Consider the following 21,856-nt stretch of genomic DNA (forward strand, 5'->3'; position numbering starts at 1 on the left):
GAACGCCCTGACGGGCGTTCGCCGTCCGCTCGTTCTCCCAAGATTCTTCAAAATCCGGTTCATAGCTTTCGCTGAGCAGGTCTGCGAGCATCTAACCAATTCACTCAACGACCTGCTCACTTCTCAAATTGACTCAACTAGACAGTGCCTTTCCGCTGTAATCGTCGGGATTTAAGCGCGTATGTATTGCCGTCTACGTCGTGAACGGAGTATACTTTTCTGTGAGCTCTTCTCTCCATGATCGTAAACATTTCTGCCCGATATGAGAGAGTATCTGCGTCGAATTCGAGCATATTATTTGTAGTTCACGATACTTGATCAATTTTCGAAAAAGCTTACAAGTGACGTACGTCGCTGGCCGAACGTATGGCGCAGGAATCCAGCACTGCCGACCGCACTGAGTCCTCGACCTCCGAGCGCAATACGGTATTAACGCGGCGATCGTACGTTCAGTCGATCGTAGCAGGTGCGGCCACCAGGCTGGGTATTACTGCAGGGGGCGTGACGAAAGTCGGCATGACTGTAGTAGGGGCTCTTACGGCCGAGGAGTACGAGGTCCTCAAGGCCGACGGGCAGATGGTCCGGATCGGGGAGGGTGAGACGTTCGAAAATACCCTTATCGACCTCACGAGGGGACGGTCTTTCACGCTCGTAGTCAACGGCGGGGGTTCGGTGATTCGAAATATTGGGTTCAAAGGGTTGTGCCGGGGTTCTGGCTTCCAAATACTGGTCACGGCGTCTAGTGGAGAAGTGATCGTCGAAAACCTCTATCTCGGCGACGGCGCGACGAAGGAAGGTAGCGGCCACGAACACGGACCCGGCGCGATTTTCTGCAACAACGAGGGAGACAGCGACGTTACCTTCCGGTATTGTAACGTCCAAGGCTATCCGAACAGCGGATTCTACTGCTCCAATACTGGGGATTCCGGCTCCGTCACATTCGAGAACTGCTACGGAAAGAACAACGGGGTCGCCACTTTTCACTGTGCTGGCCCCGACGACTCGCTCCGTAATTGTGTCGGGTATAACGACGACACCGACTACGGTCCCGGATACGACGGATTCACCGAACGCAACGGTTATCCCGTTTGGGTCGGGTCTTCAGGTCCGGTCACGATCGAAAATTCCCACTTCGCTGCCGGAGCGTATCCTGAAACGCTTCGTACTCACGGAGGTGGGAGTATCGATTTCGAATCCGGCTCGTATAGTGGAACGTTCCGAGGGGCAGTACGAACCGGTAATGTTGCTACCGATCCGAATCTTTCGATTCCCGAAGGTGTCCCGAAAAGTGCTGAAGAGGCCGCAATCGAATCTACCTAAACGATCTCGCGATCGAGAAACAGGTGCTCGAGACTATACTGTCCACTTCCGTATAAAACGAGGACGAGGAACGCTGCGATGTATAGTAATCCGAGTTCCCCTCCGTTCTGGATCGGGATGATTCCGTCTGGAAGATGAGCGATAAACTGAGCGACGACCATCTGTCCAGCCGCGATGAGTGCGACGAGCCGAGTCAGCACGCCGATGACGAGGAGGAGACCTCCGATTAGCTCAATAACGCCGGCGACACCGTACATACCGAGCAACGGCGCAGCGCTTCCACTTCCGCTTACGCCACCAAAGAGGCCGAATAGTTTCTGGGCGCCGTGTTGCATAAATAACAGCCCGACGAGAACACGAAACACGAAGTAAATGTGTTCTTCATATGATTTCACGTGGCGGCCGAGTAGAGAATACATCTCGTCTTTAGACTGATTATTTAGAGTTGAATCTCGTCCGTCGCAGGTGGTTCCAGATGCCATCAGGAAATAGTTTAGCCTCTTTATACTTATGATTTATCCCATATGGACGTAATTAGATGCGCATCCGCGCTCGAGATCCTAACGGGTCCTGGCCAACACCCCTGGTTGCGTTTTCCGCATGCTAAACATCACTCGAGACGGTCTATGTCATAGAGCGTCCGCTGAAAGGTTTGATCTAGTCCGCACGTTAACCCGCCGTCAACTACGAGCTCGGTTCCGGTCACGAACCGACCGAGGTCGCTGGTCAGGTACAGGACTGCGTTCGCGACGTCATCGGGCGTCCCAAACTCTTGCAATGGATACTGGTCAAGCAGTTGTTCGCGGAAACGCTCGTCCCAGTCTGCGGCGCGTTGTTCACGTCGGGATTCGGTGATAATCGTTCCTGGACAGACGGCGTTCGAACGAACTCCGTACCGACCGTACTGAGTCGCAATCAGACGAGAAAAGGCGTGTGTCCCATTCTTTGCCGCAGAGTATGCAGGGAGGCCGAGACCAGTGAGCGCGTTTGCCGAGGAAACGAACACGATGGACCCGCCATCCGATTCGATCATCACCGGCAACACTTCGCGTGTGCAGGTGTATGGCCCAGTCAGGTTCAGATCGATGATCGTCTCCCAGGAGTCCTGATCGACGGTGTGAGCGATATCATCGTCAAGCGCGCCGCCGGCGTTGTTCACGAGGATGTCTACCGTCCCGAACTCTTCAAGCGCCTCGTCAACCATCGAACGGACAGATGTCGTCCCCGTCACGTCAGTCTTCACGAACAGCGCTTCTCCATCAACGGCCTCGATTCGAGATACGGTTTCGAACGCGTTTTCAGCGTCGACATCGGCGACTACGACTTTGGCTCCCTCTCCGGCGAGCGTCGATGCGATCTCCCGCCCGATTCCCTTCGCCCCACCGGTAACGATAGCTGTTTGACCCTCGAGTACCCGATTGTCCATGTACTGCGAATCGTTATCGCGACTCCATCAAGTAGGTTTCCCTGTTAACCGGCCAGGTCGAATGAACTATGGGGATCCTCTGTGAGTGGACGATATGCTTGGCTTCGACGACAGCTATCGGTCTGTAGCGTGGGCTACAACTCCAGCAAACAAAATTCGTGCGATCGGATCCCAAGAAGGGTCCGTTCTTGTTGTTCCCGTCGGTAGTGTCGAACAGCATGGGTACCACCTACCCGTCGGGACCGATACGATGCTCGCAACGGCTGTCTCTATGGCAAGCGCTGACGCCATTGAGGAAGACCTCCCGGTGCTCGTGACGCCGTCGATTTGGTGTGGCTACTCGCCACATCACCGATCGCTCGGTGGGACGCTCACGGCCGCGTTCGATCACCTTCTCACCCACATCCGGAGCATCGTGGAGGCCGGACTCGCAAACGGATTCGACGCCGTCGTCCTCGTCAACGGCCATGGCGGGAACCGGGCGCTCGTCGGTGCCGTCGTCAGCGAGGTCGGCCACGCATATCCGGACAGTCAGGTACTCGGATTTACGTACTTCGACCTCGCGACCGAGGTCATCGAGGAGATTCGTGACAGTGATCTTGGCGGAATGGCCCACGGCGGAGAGTTCGAAACGTCGCTCATGCTTCACTTGGATACGGCTCTCGTTGACCGGGACGCGATGGACGCGGAACCGTTCGACGAACCGTACGACCTCGGTGACGAAGACCTCCTCGAGCCGGGACCGCTCGGAGTCTACCGGCCGTTCGAGGAATACTCGGAGTCGGGCGCGATCGGTGCACCGAAGCGAGCCTCCGCGAAAAAGGGAAATGTCATCTTTGAGTTCATTACAGACGAAATCGCGGATCTCTTCCGAGAGATCCACGCGCGAAACCGATAATCGTACTCGCTAGTGGATGATGGTGGCGAACAGATTCTCGACCAGGCGGAGATCACGAGTGTCAACTACCGCATCGACTACCTCGTACACTCCGTCATCGATTCGGTCATCTGGGTCGAATAACACCGACGTTCCCGCGACCTCGAACGCCTCTTCATCCGTATGCGAGTCACCGATGTAAAACACGTCGTCCGTGGTAATCCCACGATCCCGACAGACTCGTTCGAGTACGTCGTCTTTGTGATCCGGGCCAACCCCGGCATCGACACCCGTGATGGTTCCCGAATCATCGAATCGGATCTCGTTTCCGAAAGTAAATTCGGGGCCGAACTCTGTTAGCACGTCCTGGAGGTTGGTTACTCCGGCACTGACCGTCCCGAACGGAACGTTAGCGCTCGCGATCGTCTCGAGCAAGGCCTCCGCACCTCGGGTGAGTTTCACAGCCGCCGCGGCACGGCAAATGTGGGCCTCAGTGACGCTGCGATCGGCCAGTAGGGCCACGTTCTCCTCACACCATTCTGGGAACGTCCGTTCGCCCTCGCGGTATTGCTCGGTCAATACCTTCCCCTGGTCACGCGTTCCGAATAGCTCCTGGAGGAGGAGCCAGCCGCCACGCTGGTCCACAAGTGTACCATCGAAGTCAAACGCCACGAGTTCTGGCCGAGAGGCAGTCTTCCACGTCGATGTCTCGGAGACGGTGACACCGGGGGGCGCGTCGATCGTACGGTGCGTCATGGGAGGCTCACCTTCCCCATTACGACCGGGTCGTCCGCCCCCGTCGATCCGGGGACGTTGTTCGGTCGACCGTCCAGACGGGCGATACCCATAAGCGCGAACAACGCAGCCTCTTTCGAATCCGGATCGAACCCAAGCGACGAGAGTCGATCGACATCACACGCTACGCGGTCGGACAGCATAGTCAGGAGCGTGGGATTGTACGCACCGCCGCCGGAGACAAACACTTCGTCCGGATACGGATCGGCAAAGCGATCGTACGCGTCAGCTATCGTCGCGGCCGTGAACGCCGTCGCCGTCGCTACGAGGTCGGCGTCGTCAAGTCCACGCTCGCGTCCGGCCTCAATGAATCGGCGTGCGTATTCGTGACCGAAGTCCTCTCGTCCCGTCGTTTTCGGGGGCGACGCTTCGAAGTAGGGTGCGTTCATGAACCGGTCGATTACGGATTCATCCGGCGTCCCCCGTGCCGCGATCTCCCCGTCGACGTCGTACGTTTGCTCGCCATCCGTGAGGATTTCGACGACAGCGTCGATAACCATGTTACCGGGTCCAGTATCGAACGCGCGCACATCATTGCGTCCCGGCGACGGCGGCAGAAGCGTGCAGTTCCCAATGCCACCGATGTTCTGCAACGAACGATGTCTTTCCTCATCGCTGAATACTGTCGCGTCCAAGTACGGTGCCAACGGGGCACCGTGACCGCCGGCCGCGATATCAGCCGTCCGGAAGTCAGAAACCGTCTTTACCCCCGTTTCGCGGGCAATGACGCTCCCGTCCGCGATCTGAAGCGTCGATCGTCGGGGACAGCCGACACCGGGGAGTTCCTCCTGGGTTCCGATATGCCAGATCGTCTGACCGTGACTCCCGATTACGTCGACGTTTTCGGGGTCGACTCCCGCTTCGTCCATCGCAGCCGTCGCGACATCCGCAAGGAGGCTTCCGAGGCCGATATTCAACCGACACGCCTCGTCGACAGTCCCTATCTCTTCATCGCACAGTTCGACCAACCGCGTCCTGAGTTCCATCGGGTATTCCTCGGAAACGAAGGATTCGACAGTGACCTCATAGGGGTACTCCTCGTTCGTTCCCGTCTCCGTCACTGAACAGCAGGCAGCATCGATACCGTCGAGAGAGGTTCCCGACATGATGCCGACGGCGTACCTCGCGTTGCCGCCGTCCGTTCGTACGAGTGACTGGCCGGTTCGCGAGAGCGTGTCCGACGACACACTGCTGTGTTGGTATTCTTTCGTGCAATTCCGTTGCGGGGTCGACTGCTCTGGGTTACTGGTCATGAATCGATTTTCTGAATATGTACTCGCTGATACCGTTCTCCACGTAGTTTTCGAGAATACAGATCCGATCGTATCCGTGTTGGCGATAGAACTCCTGTACCGCCTCGTTGAAGTCAGATACGAGAAGGAACACGTCGTTGCTCGTGCTCTCCGCCGAAACGTACTGCTCGGCGCAGTCCATTAATGCAGTTCCGGTTCCCTGCCCTTGAGCGTGTTCTACAACGCCGATGAGTTTAATATAGCCGGATCTATCGAATGCGCCGTTCGGAACGACCCACACGAAGCCCGTTACGCCACCGTCAACGGTCGCGACAGCGAGCAGATCCTCGTCTGCAACGGCCGCATCATCGACCCGATAGGTCGCTTCGTACTCCGTCCACGGAACTGTCGTCGACAAGATTTCGTTGATTACTGCGAGATCGTCCTCCTCGTACGGGCGAATGGTCTCGCTCATGAATCATTTGCCCTCTTTGTTGTCGCGGCGGCGATGTCGTGAACCTGCTGCCGAAACGGCTCCAGCGATCCGTCGGGGTCCATTGTCAGAGCGTGGTTCGTGAGCAGAACGACGAACTGGTCGCGATCCGGATCAATCCACATCGAAGTACCCGTAAACCCGGTGTGGCCAAACGCGTCCGGTGACCACGCGGTCCCCGGGGTATCTCCTCGTCCGAGTTTCCAGCCGAGTCCCTGTGACGCGTCTATAGAACCGATTGCATCCGTGCGAAGCCGATCGACCATAGCAGAGGAGAGGAATCGGCCTTCACCGTGGACGCCTCGACTCAATAGCATCCGTGCGACGGTGGCGAGATTTCGGCCTGTCGAGAAGATGCCGGCGTTTCCAGATTCACCGTCCATCGCCCGCCCGAGGTAGTCGTGTATCTCTCCCTCGAGAACTCGGTCGGCCCAGCGACGGTCGCGTGTCGCTGCCACGTTCTCACTCTGGATCGGCCCGATCGCCGTATCCGTAAGTCCGAGCGGATCGGTCACGTACGTCTCGAAGAGCGTTGCAAGGCTCTCACCGGTAACACGGCGGAGGACCTCTGCGAGGAAAACGAAGTTCAGGTCGCTGTAGACGTACCACTCGTTCGGTTCTGAGAGTACCGATAGCGGGCTGTCGAACAGCGACTCGAGTACCGCCGATTTGGATTCCCAGCCGAACGGAAAGGCCTTGTATGGAGGGAGACCGGACGTGTGCGTCAGCAGGGACCGTAGTGGGATTGCACCTCGTTGTGTATCATGGAGTTCGTCGATGTGTGAACCCACCGTCGACGAGAGTGTCAGTTCCCCCGCTTCAACGAGTCGTAGAGTGATTGTCGTCGTTGCAACCACCTTCGTAAGTGATGCGACATCGAATTTTGTGTCCGGGGTAACCGGGTCGCCAGCAAGGTTTCGTTGACCCGTGGCGAGGTGTGTATCGACACCGTTGGTCGATCCGACGACTACGACAGCTCCGTCAAACAGCCCCTGATCGATACCGCTTTCGAGACGAGAGCGTAGGGCGGTCGTCCGATGAAACGGTGTCGTGTCAGTCATCCTGATCCTCAGGAACGGTGCCGCGGAGCTGATCCGGAGCCACCCCCGTCGGCCCGCCGACCGTCCCAGTTCGTGTATTGGGATTGGTGAAGTGACACAGATATTGATGCTCGGATGATTCGACGGCAGGCTCGGGCTTAACCGCCGCACATGCTTCCTGAGCGAGCGGGCATCGGGTATGAAACCGGCATCCAGAGGGAGGATTTATCGGGTCCGGTGGCTGTCCCTCCAATCGGATTTTTTCGCTTCCGCCTTTGCCGATTTCCGGAACCGCAGACAGGAGTGACTGCGTGTACGGGTGTTTCGGATTCTCGAATATCGTCTCGGTCGGTGCGACCTCGACCATCTCACCGAGATACATTACGCCCACGCGATCCGTGAGATAACGAATGGTTCGAAGGTCGTGCGAAATGAATACGAGCGTTAGGTCGTACTCATCCTGAATCTCGGTGATGAGTTCCAGGATCTGCGCCTGGACGGTGACATCCAGCGCGCTCGTGGGTTCGTCAGCGACGATAAACGTGGGATTGACGCTAACCGCGCGTGCGATCTCCACGCGTTGCTTCTGCCCGCCCGAGAGTTCGTGTGGGTACCGATGGCGCATCCCTGGGTCGAGGCCGACGCGATCAAGCAGCGATCGGACCTCCGCGTCTTGTTCCTCCTTGTCAAGATCGCGGTGAAGTTCGAGCGGCCGTCGGAGTATTTTCCCGATCTGCTTGCGTGGATTCAACGAGGAAGAGGGATCCTGATGGATGAACTGGATCTCAGAACGGAAGGGGCGCAACGCGCGGTTCGACAACTCGGTCAGATCGCGTCCCCGATAGGTGATCGACCCGCCAGTCGGCTTTTCCAGTCGAAGTAACGTTCGCGCGAGCGTCGATTTGCCACATCCGCTTTCACCCACGAGACCGAAGGTCTCCCGCTCGGCGAGCGTTAGCGAGACGCCATCGACTGCTTTGACGTGATTGGTTTCCCCGACGATCGAGGCGAGCAGCCCTTCGTTTACGGGGAAATACTTCTCGAGTTCGGAAATTTCCAGCAGCGGCTCCGCGTCGCTAACGGCTCCGTCAGCGGCACTCAAGTCGTGATCGTGATTCACGTTCATGGCTCACCTCCAGTCGCTTCCGACCGACCTCGATCGGCCGTCGATCGATGCGGTGCCAAGCTGTCACCGTTGCCGTAGAGGACGCAATGGACGCCGTGTCCGGTCAGTTTATCTCGACGCGGTAACGGCGCGGTCCCCTCGGCCCCGCCGTCACGAACGGGGAGCGGTTCATCCGACGCGGTCACCGGATACAGGAGCGGAAACTCTGTATCACAACAGGCCGTCACTGACGGACACCGCGGGGCGAATGGGCAACCAGACGGTTTGTCGGTCGGATCAGGTACCTGTCCAGCCAGCGGATCGAGGGTCTCTCCTCCTTCGAGGCTGGGGATGCTATCGAGTAGTGCTTTCGTGTAGGGGTGTTTCGGATGGTCGAACAGTTCGTCCGTCGGCGCTTGCTCGACGATCCGGCCGGCGTACATCACGGTAACGCGGTCGCAGATTTCGTTCACGACACCCATATCGTGCGTAATGAACAGAACCGCAGTGCCGAACTCGTTTTGAATCTCGGTGATAAGGTCCAGGATTTGCGCTTCGATGGTTACGTCCAGCGCTGTCGTCGGTTCGTCTGCGATCAACAAGTCGGGCTGACAACCGATCGCCATCGCGATCATCGCTCGCTGCTTCATGCCGCCGGAGTATTCGTGGGGGTATTCCAGCGCGCGCTTTTCCGGGGCAGGAATTCCGACCCGCTCGAACAACTCGACCGTCTTCTCCCACGAATTCTTGTACTTCGTCGGATGCGACTTCGGTCGGATCAGGTTTCCGAGTACGGATTTCTCAAGCCAACTGATTCCCTCGCCCGGGATTGACCGGTGAGTTCGAATCGTCTCAGATATTTGATCGCCAACCGTGAGGACGGGATTCAGCGACGATCCAGTCTCTTGGAAGATCATCGAGATTTTGTTCCCACGAATCTCACGAAGTTCGTCCTCAGTCTTTTCCAGCATCTCTTGACCATCGAACTCAATCGTCCCATCGATCTGGGCCGAGTCATCCAGTAACCCAAGAATCGACGACGCGGTCACCGACTTGCCGCTGCCACTTTCTCCCACGAGACCGACGGTCTCACCCGGTTCAATCGACAATGACACGTCGGTTACCGCTTCGACAAGTCCTTCTTGTGTCGGGAAATTTACCGAGAGGTCCACGACATCCAGTAGCGCCTGTGCGCCATCCGATCGCTTTCTCTCTGTACCGGTTCCCGTCGTCTCGAATTTTTGATTTTGCGTCATCGGCTAGCCTCCATTTCTTCCTCTTGGTGTGGGTCAAGGGCGTCACGAAGTGCATCACCTATGAAATTGAGGTTCAGAACGGTGAACATGATTGCGAGACCCGGTGCTATCGTCCACCACGGCGCATGCGTCATGAACTGACGGCTATCCGCCAGCATGCGTCCCCATGACGGTTCCGGTGGTGGAACACCAAGCCCGAGAAATGAGAGAGCACTCTCCAACAGGATTGCGACGGCCATGCTAATCGTTCCCTGCACGATTATCGGTGCTGTGACGTTCGGGAGAATCTCCCATCCGATGATCCGGAAGTCAGACTCCCCGATCGATCGAGCGGCCTGAACGAACTCCTCGTCTTTGACCGAGAGAACGCTCCCGCGAGTGACCCTGGCAAAGATCGGCCAGTAGACCACTCCGACTGCGATAATCACGTTGTACCAGTTCTGTCCTAGGATAGCGACCATCGCCAGCGCGAGTAGCAGCGCCGGGAACGAGAAGATCGTATCTGCGAACCGCATAATCCCCTCCCCCAGTACGCCCTCGTAGTACCCGGCGATCGCACCGAGCGTCACGCCAATTCCGGCTGCCACAGCGACGCCGACGAACGCAACGGTGAGCGACGTGCGAGCACCGAGTGCTACCCGTGCGAGGATATCACGACCGTATCGATCAGTGCCGAACGGATGAACCAGTGACGGTGCCTGGTTCATGATATCCAGATTTGTCGCCGTCGGATCGTGTGGAATTACGAATGGCCCGAGTACCGCGAAGAAGAACGTGATCCCGAGCCCCACCGTCCCGAGGAGTGCAAGTTGGTCGTTACGAATCGTTCGAACGAATACCTTAAGGAACGACTGATAGTTCGATCCCTCGTGCATTTCGCTGTCAACATCGGCGGTTGATTGTGTATCACTCATAGCGGATCCTCGGATCGAGATAGGTGTATAGGATGTCTACGATGAAGTTGACCGTCGTGAACAGGAACGCCGTAACTAGCAGGACGCCCTGTAAGATCAGGAAGTCTCGATTTAGAACACCGTTCAGGGCGAGACGTCCGAATCCAGGAAGCGCGAAGATCTCCTCGATGACGATTGAGCCGCCGAGCAAGTAGCCCAAGTTGATCCCGATGATCGTCACCGTGGGGATGAGCGCGTTCATGATGGAATGTTTGTTGTGGATTAGTGCGGGGACGAGTCCCTTGGCAGTTGCGACCTCGACGTACTGTTGGTCCATCACCTCGAGCAAACTCGAGCGCATATACCGCATTACGATCGCCGCCTGAGCCGTCCCGAGCGCGATCCAGGGAAGGATCAGATATCGAATTCCCTCGATAGGGTACGCTAAGGGAGAAACAAAACCGGAGGCCGGCAGTACCCGAAGATACTCCGCGAACACCAAAATTAGGAGAATTCCGAGGAAGAAATTCGGGATTGCGATCCCCGAATACGCGACGACGGTCGCCCCGGAATCGAACTTCGTGTTTCGGCGGGTGGCGGAGATGATGCCGGCCGGAATGCCGATGAGGATGGACACTAAGAGAGCGCCACCAGCCAGCCAGAGAGTCACTGGAAGCGTCTGGACGATGAGATCGCTAACGGGTTGTCCATACATTATCGACGTCCCGAGGTCCCCGGTCAAAACGTCCCCCAGCCAGTTGAAGTATCGGACATACAACGGCTGGTCGAGACCGAGATCCTCGCGGACCATCTGAACCTGTTCTTCCGTGGCTTCCGTCCCGAGCATCGTCCGGACGGGGTCACCACCAGCCACATTGATCAGCAGAAATGCGATCAGCGTTACGCCGAACAGGACAGGGACGTACTGGGCAATTCTCTTGACGATGTAGCGTTTCATTTTCCAAAATGTCAGTTATTTAGAGAGGTGTCGTGGAAACTCGTGAGGTTCGCGATTTCCAATTCGTACCCTTCGACCTCCGTGCGGTATGCGACGGATTCGTTGTCGAAGTAGAGGTACGTCATCGGGACCTCCTCTTGAACGATCTCCTCAATTTCACCGTAAATATCCGCTCTGGCATCCAGATCCGTCTCTGAACGCCCCTCTTCGAGGAGTTCGTCGACCCGGTCGTTTTCGAAACCCCAGTGGTTCCACGGCCCTTCAGAATGGTACTGTCTGTAGTACCATCCGTCTGGATCCACGCGACCGCTCCACGATCCGATCGCCATTTCGTAGTCATTGTTGACCCAGACCTCGTCGAGCCAGGTCGAGAAGTCGAGTTCGACGACCTCGACATCGAACCCGAGGTCGGAGAGGTGTCCCTGGATCAGTGTCGCAGCGTCCGCACCGGGCCCCGGAGTTCGCGAAACTTTGATCGAAGTTTCGACATCATTCGGATCGACTCCCGCCTCATCGAGTAACTTGTGAGCGTGGTCCAGATCCTGAGTCGGAGCGGGACCGGGATCGATCCTATTCACCCATTCACTCGCGGGCGGGATTGGATGATGAACCGGTTCGCCGTGTCCGAAGAGGACGCCTCGAACGATGTCGTCTCTGCTGATCGCATGGCTTACGGCGCGTCGGACACGCGCGTCGTCGAATGGCGCCTCGTTGCCGTTGAACCAATAGCCCTGATTGAAAAGGCCAGTCTCCGTCGCTACCTCCGTTTCGCTGTTTTCGGAGAGGCCTTCGATATCCTGGTACGGAACGCTCTCCAAGACATGCGTGTCGCCCACCTCAAGTGCCGTCAGTCGGGCTGCCGGCTCGGGGACGATACCGAATTCCACGTCTTCCAGGTTTGGCACGCCGTCGACATGGTAGTCGTCGAATGCTTCAATCTCGACACCCTGATTGATCGTCCAGTCCACGAACGAGAACGGTCCCGTTCCGACCGGGTGCTCCTGCAGGTCCACCTCTTCCGCTGCTCCTTCGGGAATGATTTCTACGGACTCCGCGAAGGCGGTCAACATCGGTGCGAACGGCTCGTCGAGTTCGAATCGAACTGTGTACTCGTCGACAGCCTCGACGTTCTCGACTCGGGTAAAGTTCGCCGCACGTGGCGAGCCAACGTCCGGATCCATCACGCGCTCGAACGTGTACACCACGTCGGTAGCCGTCATTTCGCCACCGATCGGCTCGTGGAACTGAACGTCCTCCTTGATCGAGATCGTGTATTCGGTCTCGTCATCGCTGATCTCGTAGTCTGTGGCGAGCAGCGGTTCCGGCTCGAGGTCGGCGTTGAGCCGAAAGAGGCCCTCGACGATGTTTTCTAGCACGCGCTGGGCCCTGTTGATGGTGGTCAGATGCGGATCGAAGTTCTCGGGGTCGTCAGGGAACGTAACGAAAAGGGCCTGTCCATCCCCGCTCCCACCAATACCCTTCCGGGGTTCCGCGTCACCCTCGCTACACCCTGCAAGTGCCGCTCCGAGAGCAATCCCAGAGATAGCGCGCAAAGTGCTACGCCTATCGAGGCCGATGTCATTGCTATCGCTTTGCATACTTCGGATACTGAACTGGATTGGATCATTATAAAACTATCGAGGACGAGGGATCAAAACCGGCTATCTTCTAAACGAAATTGCAACCAACACCTTATTTGTAGAGGAGATATTCGGAATTAGACTCGAAGAATCGGTTTCCTTCGTCGTTCCATGCCTCTACGATGCGATCGATTGCGACGCGAAGGTTGGCGCCGTTTCTGACATCCTGCGTGGCGATCCGTAACTCGGGTCCGCCAGTAAGATCGTCGATCAGGTATCCGCCGTTGATTTGAACCCAGGCACACTCGGCGTATTCGTAAAATGCGGTGAGAATCATAGTGACGCCAACTCTGATCGGATCGAACACTTCGCGATCGAGAACGTGAACTTGCACACCCTCCACATCCGATCGCTCGTGCTTCGAAAACAGAGGGGTGAAATGTGCGGATCGAAACTTCACACCAGGCGGATTCATGTCGTTTAGCATCGCTGCGAAGGTCGTTGCACCGATCCAGGGTGCACCGACTAATTCGAAGGGGTTTGTTGTTCCGCGCCCTTCTGAGAGGGTCGTCGCCTCGAAGAGACACGTTCCGGGATAAACCAGCGCGGTCATCAAAGACGGCATGTTCGGAGACGGCGGGACCCAGGTCAACTCGAGGTCGTCGAACCACCGTTCGCGGGACCAACCTTCCATCTCGATTACTGTGAGATCCGCATCCAACTCCATCTCACTCGCGAAGTAGCGTCCGAGTTCGCCGACTGTCATACCGTGGAGTATCGGGAGGGGACTTCCGGTCGGTTGCTGAGTGAGCGTGCCTGCAGGACCGAGCGGGGCGATGGGATTGGGTCGATCGAGCACAGTAACAGGGGTATCAGCCTTCGCCGCCTCAGTGAGGACGTGCCCGAGTGTTCGCGCAAACGTCGAGAAACAGGTACCGACCTCCTGTATGTCGTAAATTAATCGATCGAGTTGCGCTATCTGCTCGACTGTCGTTCCGTTCGGCCCTCCATTTCGGCCGTTTCCTTGTGATGTGAGATCGTACACCGGAAATCCCGTTTTCTCGTCGATGTGCTCGGTTATCGCATCCTGTGAGTGTTCGTTGCCACGGATACCGTGAGTCGGTCCGAACAGCGCTTCGAGTTGGACGACGTCGCTCTCGTTCAGCAAGTCAATAGTCGATTCAAGATCAGCCGTAACTCCGGACGGATTGGTGACGAGCCCGACTGTTGGCTCCTCCCGACCACGATCCGCATCGAGAAACACTTCGACCCCTAAGGTAACCATTCTACTAAATTAGTCTATGAGCATTGCAAATAAACGCTTCTACTATTACAATTCTACGCCCCGAAGCCACTCGACATGCTCATCGGTCATCAGCGAATGATTGTACACGTGGACGGCAGCCGGGTTTTCGTCGAGCACTGAATCGATTGCACTCATCCACCTCGATTGATCGTTCCAGAGGGCAGGGTCCACCGTGATTCCCGCTTCGGTTCGTATCCCCGTCCGCTCACGGATCCGCCGAACTCGCCCGTCCGTAACCGCTGAATCATCCGAATAATACAGCGCCGTAACCGAGTCTAAGTGGGGTGCGATTCGCTCGAGGTGAACCCCGGCCCATCGTCCGTCGTCAACCCCTCTGCCCAACCCGTCCGCAACGTAGTAGTTCAGTGGAACTCGGCCGCTGCTCGCCGCGAGGTCTGAAACGAGTTCAGTGACAGTATCTTGCCTGAACGCGAACAAATCATTCAGACAGTGATGTTCGTCTATTAGATCCACGAGAGAAGTATCGGAAGGGCCGGTCACGCTATTCAACGACCGTGAAAGGAGGTCCCGAACCAGCTCTGCTGTCGGCTCGAGATCGAAGTCGGCTCGTTCTTGACACGCATCACAGAAACACTGTGAGAGCAATACCTGACTCAGATCGTCACTCGCAGCGAAGTTCTTCAGGTGACCGAACGACTCGCCGTGAGGATGAAACGCTGTTGGATACCCTATCGATTCGAGGTCGATCCGACTCACACCGTAGTCGGCGAGCATCCGGACGATCTCTGCTAGATACGCCCGGACAGCCGGATGGCTGGGGCAGAGGCCGTGCTCATGTACCGTTCCGAAGGGGCCGACGGGTCGGTACTCGGGGTTTTCATTCGCCAATCGAGAGCTGTGCAAGCACACGGTCCAAGCGGACACGTCCAAGTCGACAGCGGTTGCGACGGCAATTACCTCACGAAGCGGGTCGGATAGTCCGGCCACCTCACATACCGGAGGGTCGATGCTGGAGTCGAAGAAATCGTCTTTCTTCGGTCGGAAGAAGCACCCTCCGGGCGTATCCGTAAAAGGATTTGATCCCGATCGTGGGTTGAGCGTCCTGATCGAGTGATACTGGGCGGCGACGTTGATACGGTCGACGCCGGTGTCTACTAGCTCCTGGCAGGTTCTTTCTAACCCTTTTTCCTGAAGTGCCCACGGGTACGCCCAGACACACTTCATTTGAAACCCCCATTGTTACGCGATCGCGTCCTCCCCGTACTCTCTCCTCCGTTCATGCGTCAAGACGATACTCTTCGACCTTGGACTCATCGACCGTGATCCCCAAGCCGGGGCCAGTGGGAACCGGGTACGCCCCGTTTTGAACCTCGAAGGGATCCACAAGTACGTAATCCTCCCATCCGTAATACACGGAATCAGGTGCCATATCGATAGCAGCGGTGGAACCAACGAGATGAAGCATCGCAGCGGTCTTGATTCCGAGGTCGAACCCACAGTGATGCGAGACCGACACGCCCGCTGCTTCAGCTTCTGCGGCTTGCCCTCGTGCCGCTGAGAGACCGCCAGCAGGAACAAGATCGATGACGGCAGCGTCGATGGCATCCGCCTTTAACAGTTGTCGAAGGTTGCCGTTGAAGTACGTGTCTTCGTTTACGCCAATCGGCGTACGCGTCCGGGAACGGAGCGACGCGTAACTTCCGAAAGTTTCCGTTCGGATCGGTTGTTCGATGTACTCTAGGAGAATTCCGCGGTTTTCTAGTCTGGTAAGCGCACGGACGGCCTCGGTCATCGTCCACCCCTGATTCGGATCGAGACGAAAATCGAGTTCGCCGTCAACGGCGTCGTGCATCGCCGCCAACCGCTCAACATCCACGTTCCAGTCCGGCCCCGCTTTCGTTTTCAAGGAAGTGAACCCTGCGTCAGCAGCTTGCTGGGCGTGAACTGCAGATTTCTCGGGAGAAAGGATCCCCAGACAAAACGCAACGTCGACCTCGTCAGTTACCCTCCCGCCGAGTAGCTCCGATATCGGCGCGTCGTTTTTCTTCCCGAGAGCATCCCATACAGCGGTATCAACCGCGCCCAAAAAGGGGTCAATTCGAACGTAGGGATAATAGAACTCCTCGAGGACCGCGTGCGCATTCTCGATCGACTCCCCGATTAGTTTCGGCGCAATAACGTCCTCGAGTACCGTTTTCGTGACGCTGGCCGATTTGAGCGCGACCAACATCTCACCCCAACCGAGGATTCTCTCGTCCGTTTCCAGACGAACGAGAACCCGATCCACAGATTCGACCTGGTCGTGGTTGCTGACGTACGGTGCCAATCCGAGTTCCGCTTCAAGGGGGGCGACACCCATTCGTACCGGGATCGCCTCTAGGTCCGTGATGGTCATACTGCCAATGCTCGTGGCATTCTATATCAATCCTTTTGTCGGACCAGATACACAACGTCGGAAAGCCACTCCAGACTCTGTTCGATAGAGTTGAAACGCAGCTCAGGAATGAGCGATTCGAAGATCAATGATATTCGCGGTACTTTTCACCTGTTGAGAGGCTGTATCTATCTGGTCGATACTACCGCTAGCACCAGCGATTCCGATGGCGGCGACGGCTTTCCCGCTCTCGTTTTTGACTGCTGTTCCAATGCTCGTGACACCGGGTAAACGGCCACCGACATCGATCGCGAGACCGCGTTCGCGAACCTCAGCGAGAACCGTGTGCAACTCACCCGGATCGGAAATAGTGGAATCAGTGCGTTCAGGAAGACCAAAACGATCGATGATCTCGTCAATCTCCTCGTCAGAAAGATACGCCATATACGCCTGGCCAACGCCGGAAGTATGGAGTGGAATCCGCTTTCCTGGACGGAGGTCGACCGGTACCGCCCCATCGTCGGACGAAACGTAAAGCATGACTCCCACGCCATTCTCTTCAGTAAGAAGAAATGCCGTCTGACCGGTCTCCGAAGCGAGCTGGTCCAGTTCGTCCTGTGCTGGCAAGTACGCTTCACGGGTTCGACGCGCGTAATCTCCAATATCCAGGAATCGCAGTCCGACGTGATACTGATGCCCCTGCTTGATGACGTAACCACGTTTCTGAAGCGTCGAAATATGATTGTGGACCGTACTGGCTGGTAACCCGACGGCATCGGCGATTTCAGTGAGTCGCGCCCCGTTGAGTTGCCGCAACGTTTCGATAATGTCCAGGGATCGGGCCGTCGTTTTGACGGTATTTCCTTCGTTCTGGGGCATGTTTTTCGTTATCAACACTCTATACTAGTTCGTAATAACTGTTTCCCTAGAATGACCCTTCGACGAACGTACTTTTCAGCATGTCTGAAATCGCATCCAGAAGATTACATCGGTACGTCTGTAATTTCTCAACGGAGAAATACGATGGATTGGATTTCAGGTAGCTCGTTCGAAGGTTCCAAATGTACCTGATAGCGGTTGAAACACCTGTTTAGTCGTCCGAACGGTCTTAGATAGCTTGCTTGGAGACTCGACAGAATTACCACTCTTTTGAAATATCCCGAGCCAAGGAACACCTTGCCACCACGTCTGATTTCGCTTGTCCGATCTAACCGGAGATATTATTCTAAGGGAAAGGTACTCTCGTAACGTCGGATGAAAAATAGAAACTGATGCTGCACCGGCTAGTATTGAACCCTTTTCGCAGACAATTGTCGACGAGCGGCCGGAGTTCCGCTTCGGCGTTCAATCTCAGAGTAGATACCATACGTGGGAATGACTCAGAGGGGCAAAAATAGCACGGTCCGTTGAAGCGACGTGCCGTCGGATCGATGCGCGCGAACGTCTCGCGGCATTCGTGCCCACGACGATACGAATCGCGATGTGCTTGGGATCCGTACCCACGATGCGTTCGCTGTTACGAAACGGTGTCGTTCACAACGGCTGATAGGAACGTGGTAGGGAATCGCATATACCGACAGTTGTTTACAGACGTACGAGTGTATACTTCGAGTCTAACGATTGCATCGGATACATCTCCGTCGGTCGGAGAGTCGTTTCGTCTCAGCGAACGGCGGTCTTTCTTCGCCCCTTATCGACGGGAAAATATAGCGAATCCATTATATACCCGGTGTCCGTAGCGGATGCGTATGAAAGGAGACGAAAGCGATGGACGATCGATTAAATCGGACGAAACCCTGTTCGCTATCGTCGAATCACTTCGGGAGAGCGAGGGCGCCGGAGTGACGGAACTGGCGGACAGGCTCGACCTGGCCAAGAGTACGGTGCACAAACACCTCGTGGGCCTCGAGCGACACGGGTACGTCGTCAACGAGGACGGTCGTTACCGCCTCGGACTGCAGTTTTTCAACGTCGGCGTCTCCGTTCGGAACCAGTTCGAGGTCTACCACGCGGCCAAAGAGCGGATCGATCAGTTGGCCTTCGACGTCGACGAGACGGTGTGGCTCATCGTTCCCGAGAACGGCATGGGAATGTTCCTCTACGGGGTCCCGCGGAGCGAGTCGTTCTCGTTCGATTCGACGATCGGGAACTGGGTTCCGCTCCACGCCAACTCGGCGGGCAAAGCGATCCTGGCACACCTGCCGGAACGCGAGGTTCTGGAGACCATCGATCGACACGGGCTGCCTACCAGGACCGAGAACACGATAACCGACCGGGACGCGCTGTTCGAGGAACTCGAGCGCGTCCGCGAGCGCGGGTACGCGGTAAACTATCAGGAAGACCTGCGCGGGCTGCACGCCCTGGCAACGCCGGTGATCCGCGACGGGCGGCCGATCGCGGCGGTCGCGATCGCCGGCGCCGCGAACCGGCTCACGGAGGAACGCATCGAAGGGGAACTCTCCGAACCGCTGCTCGAGGCGGTCGACGACATCGAACTCCGCCTGGTGTACGGGTAGCCCGCGGCTCGAACGCGAATCGCCGTTGGATCAGGGGAGCAGTTCGGGGCGAACCGCCAGGAACAGCGCGGCGGCGAAGAGGTACGTCGAGCCGATGAACAGCGGGACGGCGCGGTCGGCCGCGAGCCCGACGACGACGCAGGCGATCACGGCGCCGAGGGGGAAGACGCCCGCGAGGGCCGCTCGAGGAGGGAGCACACCCACGACGCTCGAGCAGGCGAGCAGTGCGACCGCGGCGACGACGAAGACCCAGGCGACGGGGCGGGCGGCGTCCGGACCGACGACGACGGGGATCGTCCGCTTCGGAACGCGCCGGTCGTGGTCGTAGTCGAGCAGGTCGAGCAGGACGTTGATCCCCGCGAGCAACACCAGGAAGACGGCCGCAATCGCGACGATCGACGCCGATACCGAACCGGTCTGGGTCGCGTAGCCGCCAGCCGTAGCGAGGGCGATTCCGATCGGGTAGTCGAGGGTCCCGGTGGCGGGGGCGGCGTCGAGGTGAGGCGCGTGCAGCAGGCCGAGGGCGACGAGCGGCGCGGTGAGCGCGGCTGGGTCGGGACCGACGGCCGCCCAGAGGAACGCGACGCAGCAGGCGAAGGCGGCGCTCGCGGCGACGATCGCGACTCGGATCTCGGTCGGCGCGAGAGGATTGTCGGCGTCCTCTCCCCTGACGTAGTAATCGACGTAGCCGTCCTTGAGGTGAGCGACGTAGACGGCCAGCCCGATCGCGAGTGCGTGGACGGCCGCCGTCGGGACCGCCGCGTCGCCGGCGAGGGACGCGCCGAACAGCGACATCGCGACCCCCGGCAGGAGGAACACCGGCTGGACGTGCGCGACGAGCCCTCGAGTCGTCCGGCGAAGCCGCGTTCGACGCGAGCGTTCGTGCACGCTTACCCGTGAGCTGCCGAGGGTCATAATTGGTCCCGTTCGGCGGCACCTCGAGGGAATGTTCGACACGGGGAATCGCTGTCCAGTACCGTCCGTCAAACCGTAGCTTATCATAATAATTAATACCCTCGGTAGCCCGTCTCACACATACGCGACCAGACCGATGAAGTACATCAATATGTTCGAGCGAACCGTCCGGTGTCACTCGGCGAAGACGGCGCTCGTGACCGACGACGGGCGGTCGATGACGTACGGCGAACTAGACGAGCGAACGACCCGACTTGCGAACGCGCTGAACGAACGCGTCCCGGATCGACGCATCGCAACGCTCGCCCTCACAGGACCGCTCGCAATCGAGACGATGTTCGCGAGCCAGAAGCGAGGGATCGCGAACGTGCAGCTTCCGTTCCGCGACAGCCCCGGCGCCCTCGCGTCGATGCTCGAGCCGACGGGGGCGGCGATTCTGCTGTTCGACGACGCGAACGCCGAGAAGGCCCTCGAGGTGCTCGACCGCACGGCGATCCAGACGGGGATCCACGCGGGCGAGAAGGCGATCGATCGCGCGAGCGTCGAGGACTACGAGGACGTGATCGCGAACGCGTCGACGGACCCAGTCAAGCCCGATTCAGCGTATGAACACGGCATCTTCTACACGAGTGGAACCACGAGCACGCCGAAGGGGGTGCTGTTCGACCAGGAGCAGATGTGGTACGGTGCGATGCAGGTCGTCATGGAGATGTCCATCGTAGAGACGGACACCGCGCTCGTCACGACGCCCTGGTACCACATGGTGACGACCGACGCGTGGATCCTCCCGCACGTTATGGCCGGTGCGACGATGGTCGTACAGTCCGACTTCGAACCGGACGAGGCGCTTCGCCTCATCCGGGACTACGACGTGACGGGGATGCTCGCCGTCCCGACGCAGCTCCACGTGCTGGCCGACACGCAGGCGGCCGAGGGGTACGACGTCGACACCCTCTCGTACATCCGGACGGGCGGCTCGATCGTGACCGAGCGGCTCGTGGAGAAGGCCTCAGAGCACCTGACCGAGGGCGTGTACAACACCTACGGGCTGACCGAGGGCGGCCCGAACCTCACCTTCGCCCACCCGTCGCTGCAGGACGACCACACCGGGACGATCGGAAAGGAGTCGTTCACGTGGGAGCTTCGGGTCGTCGAGGCTGCAGATCCGGACGAGGATCCCGACCCGACGACGACCGTCGAGCCGGGCGAGATCGGCGAGATCATCGCCCGCGGGCCGGGCATGAGCGACGGCTACCTGGACCATCCCGAGGAGAACGAGCGAACGTACGTCGATGGTTGGCTCCGGACGGGCGACTGCGCGGAACTCGACGAGGACGGCTACCTCTACATCGTCGGCCGCGTCGACAACATGATCGTCAGCGGCGGAGAGAACGTCTACCCCGAGGAGGTCGAGGACGTCCTCGAGTCCCACGAAGCGATCGAGAAGGCTGTCGTTGTCGGCCTCGAGGACGAACAATGGGGTCACCGCGTCGCGTGCGTCGTCCACGCGAACGGGTCCGACGACATCGACATCGAGGCTCTCGACCGATTCTGTGAGGACAACGACGAATTGGCCAACTTCAAGCGACCGCGCGAGTACGCGGTAACGGACGAACCGCTCCCGCGAACTGACACGGGAACGATCGAGCGGGCGACGGTCTACGAGAATTTCTTCGACGCGTAAGCGATCGATAAAACCCCGGCCACAGCCCGTCCCTCGTTATATGCTGTCCCAGTAGACGAGGGCGCTACCGTCGGAAAAACCACTGTCCGACGTCTACGCCGTCACCCTGTAGGACGGCGGATCGA

At 58.1% G+C, this 21,856-nt stretch carries 20 protein-coding genes and 1 pseudogene; 4 read left to right on the plus strand and 17 right to left on the minus strand.

The features are described 5' to 3' along the window. Nucleotides 1-91, minus strand: a pseudogene (locus DWB23_RS12020) (IS6 family transposase); the annotation flags it as partial. A 275-nt stretch (nucleotides 92-366) separates the two neighbouring features. On the opposite strand from DWB23_RS12020, the gene DWB23_RS12025 reads away from it, so the two are divergent. Further along, nucleotides 367-1,320 carry a hypothetical protein gene (locus DWB23_RS12025; RefSeq protein ID WP_121743102.1) on the plus strand — a complete coding sequence of 318 codons (954 nt, stop codon included), beginning with the start codon at nucleotides 367-369 and terminating at the stop codon, nucleotides 1,318-1,320. Here DWB23_RS12025 and DWB23_RS12030 read toward each other — a convergent pair. Beyond that, nucleotides 1,317-1,802: a DoxX family protein gene (locus tag DWB23_RS12030; RefSeq protein WP_121743103.1), complete on the minus strand. Its 486-nt coding sequence runs from the start codon at nucleotides 1,800-1,802 to the stop codon at nucleotides 1,317-1,319. The genes DWB23_RS12025 and DWB23_RS12030 overlap by 4 nt on opposite strands. Before the next feature lie 128 nt (nucleotides 1,803-1,930). After that, entirely contained in the window at nucleotides 1,931-2,746 is an 816-nt protein-coding gene (locus DWB23_RS12035; protein ID WP_121743104.1) for an SDR family NAD(P)-dependent oxidoreductase, read from the minus strand. 94 nt (nucleotides 2,747-2,840) lie between these two features. Here DWB23_RS12035 and DWB23_RS12040 point away from each other — a divergent pair, with 94 nt between their 5' ends. Continuing rightward, entirely contained in the window at nucleotides 2,841-3,644 is an 804-nt protein-coding gene (locus DWB23_RS12040; RefSeq protein ID WP_121743105.1) for a creatininase family protein, read from the plus strand. Nucleotides 3,645-3,653: 9 nt separating this feature from the next. Here DWB23_RS12040 and DWB23_RS12045 read toward each other — a convergent pair whose 3' ends face one another. The 13 genes from DWB23_RS12045 to DWB23_RS12105 all read right to left on the minus strand — a co-directional run bounded on the left by DWB23_RS12045 (nucleotide 3,654) and on the right by DWB23_RS12105 (nucleotide 17,495). Further along, nucleotides 3,654-4,379 carry an HAD family hydrolase gene (locus DWB23_RS12045; protein WP_121743106.1) on the minus strand — a complete coding sequence of 242 codons (726 nt, stop codon included), beginning with the start codon at nucleotides 4,377-4,379 and terminating at the stop codon, nucleotides 3,654-3,656. Beyond that, a complete protein-coding gene (locus tag DWB23_RS12050) occupies nucleotides 4,376-5,605 on the minus strand; it encodes an anhydro-N-acetylmuramic acid kinase (protein WP_238717407.1) in 1,230 nt (409 codons plus the stop codon). Before DWB23_RS12050 ends, DWB23_RS12045 begins: the two co-directional genes overlap by 4 nt. Nucleotides 5,606-5,660: 55 nt before the next feature. Beyond that, nucleotides 5,661-6,125, minus strand: coding sequence for a GNAT family N-acetyltransferase (locus tag DWB23_RS12055; RefSeq protein WP_121743108.1), 465 nt, complete (start codon nucleotides 6,123-6,125; stop codon nucleotides 5,661-5,663). Next, complete coding sequence (locus DWB23_RS12060) at nucleotides 6,122-7,204, minus strand: serine hydrolase domain-containing protein (RefSeq protein ID WP_121743109.1); 1,083 nt, start codon at nucleotides 7,202-7,204, stop codon at nucleotides 6,122-6,124. Before DWB23_RS12060 ends, DWB23_RS12055 begins: the two co-directional genes overlap by 4 nt. Next, the gene (locus DWB23_RS12065; RefSeq protein ID WP_121743110.1) at nucleotides 7,197-8,309 is read right to left on the minus strand and encodes an ABC transporter ATP-binding protein; all 1,113 of its coding nucleotides are present in this window, start codon (nucleotides 8,307-8,309) and stop codon (nucleotides 7,197-7,199) included. The genes DWB23_RS12060 and DWB23_RS12065 overlap by 8 nt, the downstream gene beginning before the upstream one ends. Further along, nucleotides 8,306-9,544, minus strand: a complete 1,239-nt coding sequence (locus tag DWB23_RS12070; protein ID WP_121743111.1) for an ABC transporter ATP-binding protein — start codon at nucleotides 9,542-9,544, stop codon at nucleotides 8,306-8,308. Before DWB23_RS12070 ends, DWB23_RS12065 begins: the two co-directional genes overlap by 4 nt. Next, nucleotides 9,541-10,458 carry an ABC transporter permease gene (locus DWB23_RS12075; protein WP_238717408.1) on the minus strand — a complete coding sequence of 306 codons (918 nt, stop codon included), beginning with the start codon at nucleotides 10,456-10,458 and terminating at the stop codon, nucleotides 9,541-9,543. Before DWB23_RS12075 ends, DWB23_RS12070 begins: the two co-directional genes overlap by 4 nt. Then, nucleotides 10,451-11,395 carry an ABC transporter permease gene (locus tag DWB23_RS12080; RefSeq protein ID WP_121743112.1) on the minus strand — a complete coding sequence of 315 codons (945 nt, stop codon included), beginning with the start codon at nucleotides 11,393-11,395 and terminating at the stop codon, nucleotides 10,451-10,453. Before DWB23_RS12080 ends, DWB23_RS12075 begins: the two co-directional genes overlap by 8 nt. An 11-nt stretch (nucleotides 11,396-11,406) precedes the next feature. After that, complete coding sequence (locus tag DWB23_RS12085; RefSeq protein ID WP_121743113.1) at nucleotides 11,407-12,993, minus strand: ABC transporter substrate-binding protein; 1,587 nt, start codon at nucleotides 12,991-12,993, stop codon at nucleotides 11,407-11,409. A 94-nt stretch (nucleotides 12,994-13,087) separates the two neighbouring features. After that, on the minus strand, nucleotides 13,088-14,260 hold the full coding sequence (locus DWB23_RS12090) for an exo-beta-N-acetylmuramidase NamZ family protein (protein WP_121743114.1): 1,173 nt from the start codon (nucleotides 14,258-14,260) through the stop codon (nucleotides 13,088-13,090). A gap of 45 nt (nucleotides 14,261-14,305) precedes the next feature. Beyond that, entirely contained in the window at nucleotides 14,306-15,466 is a 1,161-nt protein-coding gene (locus tag DWB23_RS12095) for a glycoside hydrolase family 10 protein (RefSeq protein ID WP_121743115.1), read from the minus strand. A gap of 52 nt (nucleotides 15,467-15,518) precedes the next feature. Next, the gene (locus DWB23_RS12100) at nucleotides 15,519-16,637 is read right to left on the minus strand and encodes a mandelate racemase/muconate lactonizing enzyme family protein (protein WP_162989805.1); all 1,119 of its coding nucleotides are present in this window, start codon (nucleotides 16,635-16,637) and stop codon (nucleotides 15,519-15,521) included. A gap of 102 nt (nucleotides 16,638-16,739) precedes the next feature. Further along, nucleotides 16,740-17,495, minus strand: coding sequence for an IclR family transcriptional regulator (locus DWB23_RS12105; protein WP_121743116.1), 756 nt, complete (start codon nucleotides 17,493-17,495; stop codon nucleotides 16,740-16,742). 869 nt (nucleotides 17,496-18,364) lie between these two features. On the opposite strand from DWB23_RS12105, the gene DWB23_RS12110 reads away from it, so the two are divergent. Then, nucleotides 18,365-19,132 carry an IclR family transcriptional regulator gene (locus tag DWB23_RS12110; protein ID WP_121743117.1) on the plus strand — a complete coding sequence of 256 codons (768 nt, stop codon included), beginning with the start codon at nucleotides 18,365-18,367 and terminating at the stop codon, nucleotides 19,130-19,132. Between the two features lie 30 nt (nucleotides 19,133-19,162). Here the strand turns inward: DWB23_RS12110 and DWB23_RS12115 are convergent, their stop codons facing one another. Beyond that, complete coding sequence (locus DWB23_RS12115) at nucleotides 19,163-20,020, minus strand: UbiA family prenyltransferase (protein ID WP_121743661.1); 858 nt, start codon at nucleotides 20,018-20,020, stop codon at nucleotides 19,163-19,165. 163 nt (nucleotides 20,021-20,183) lie between these two features. On the opposite strand from DWB23_RS12115, the gene DWB23_RS12120 reads away from it, so the two are divergent. Continuing rightward, on the plus strand, nucleotides 20,184-21,731 hold the full coding sequence (locus DWB23_RS12120; RefSeq protein ID WP_121743118.1) for a class I adenylate-forming enzyme family protein: 1,548 nt from the start codon (nucleotides 20,184-20,186) through the stop codon (nucleotides 21,729-21,731). The last annotated feature ends 125 nt before the right edge of the window (nucleotides 21,732-21,856 follow it).

The organism is Natronorubrum halophilum, from assembly GCF_003670115.1.
GTDB lineage: Archaea > Halobacteriota > Halobacteria > Halobacteriales > Natrialbaceae > Natronorubrum > Natronorubrum halophilum.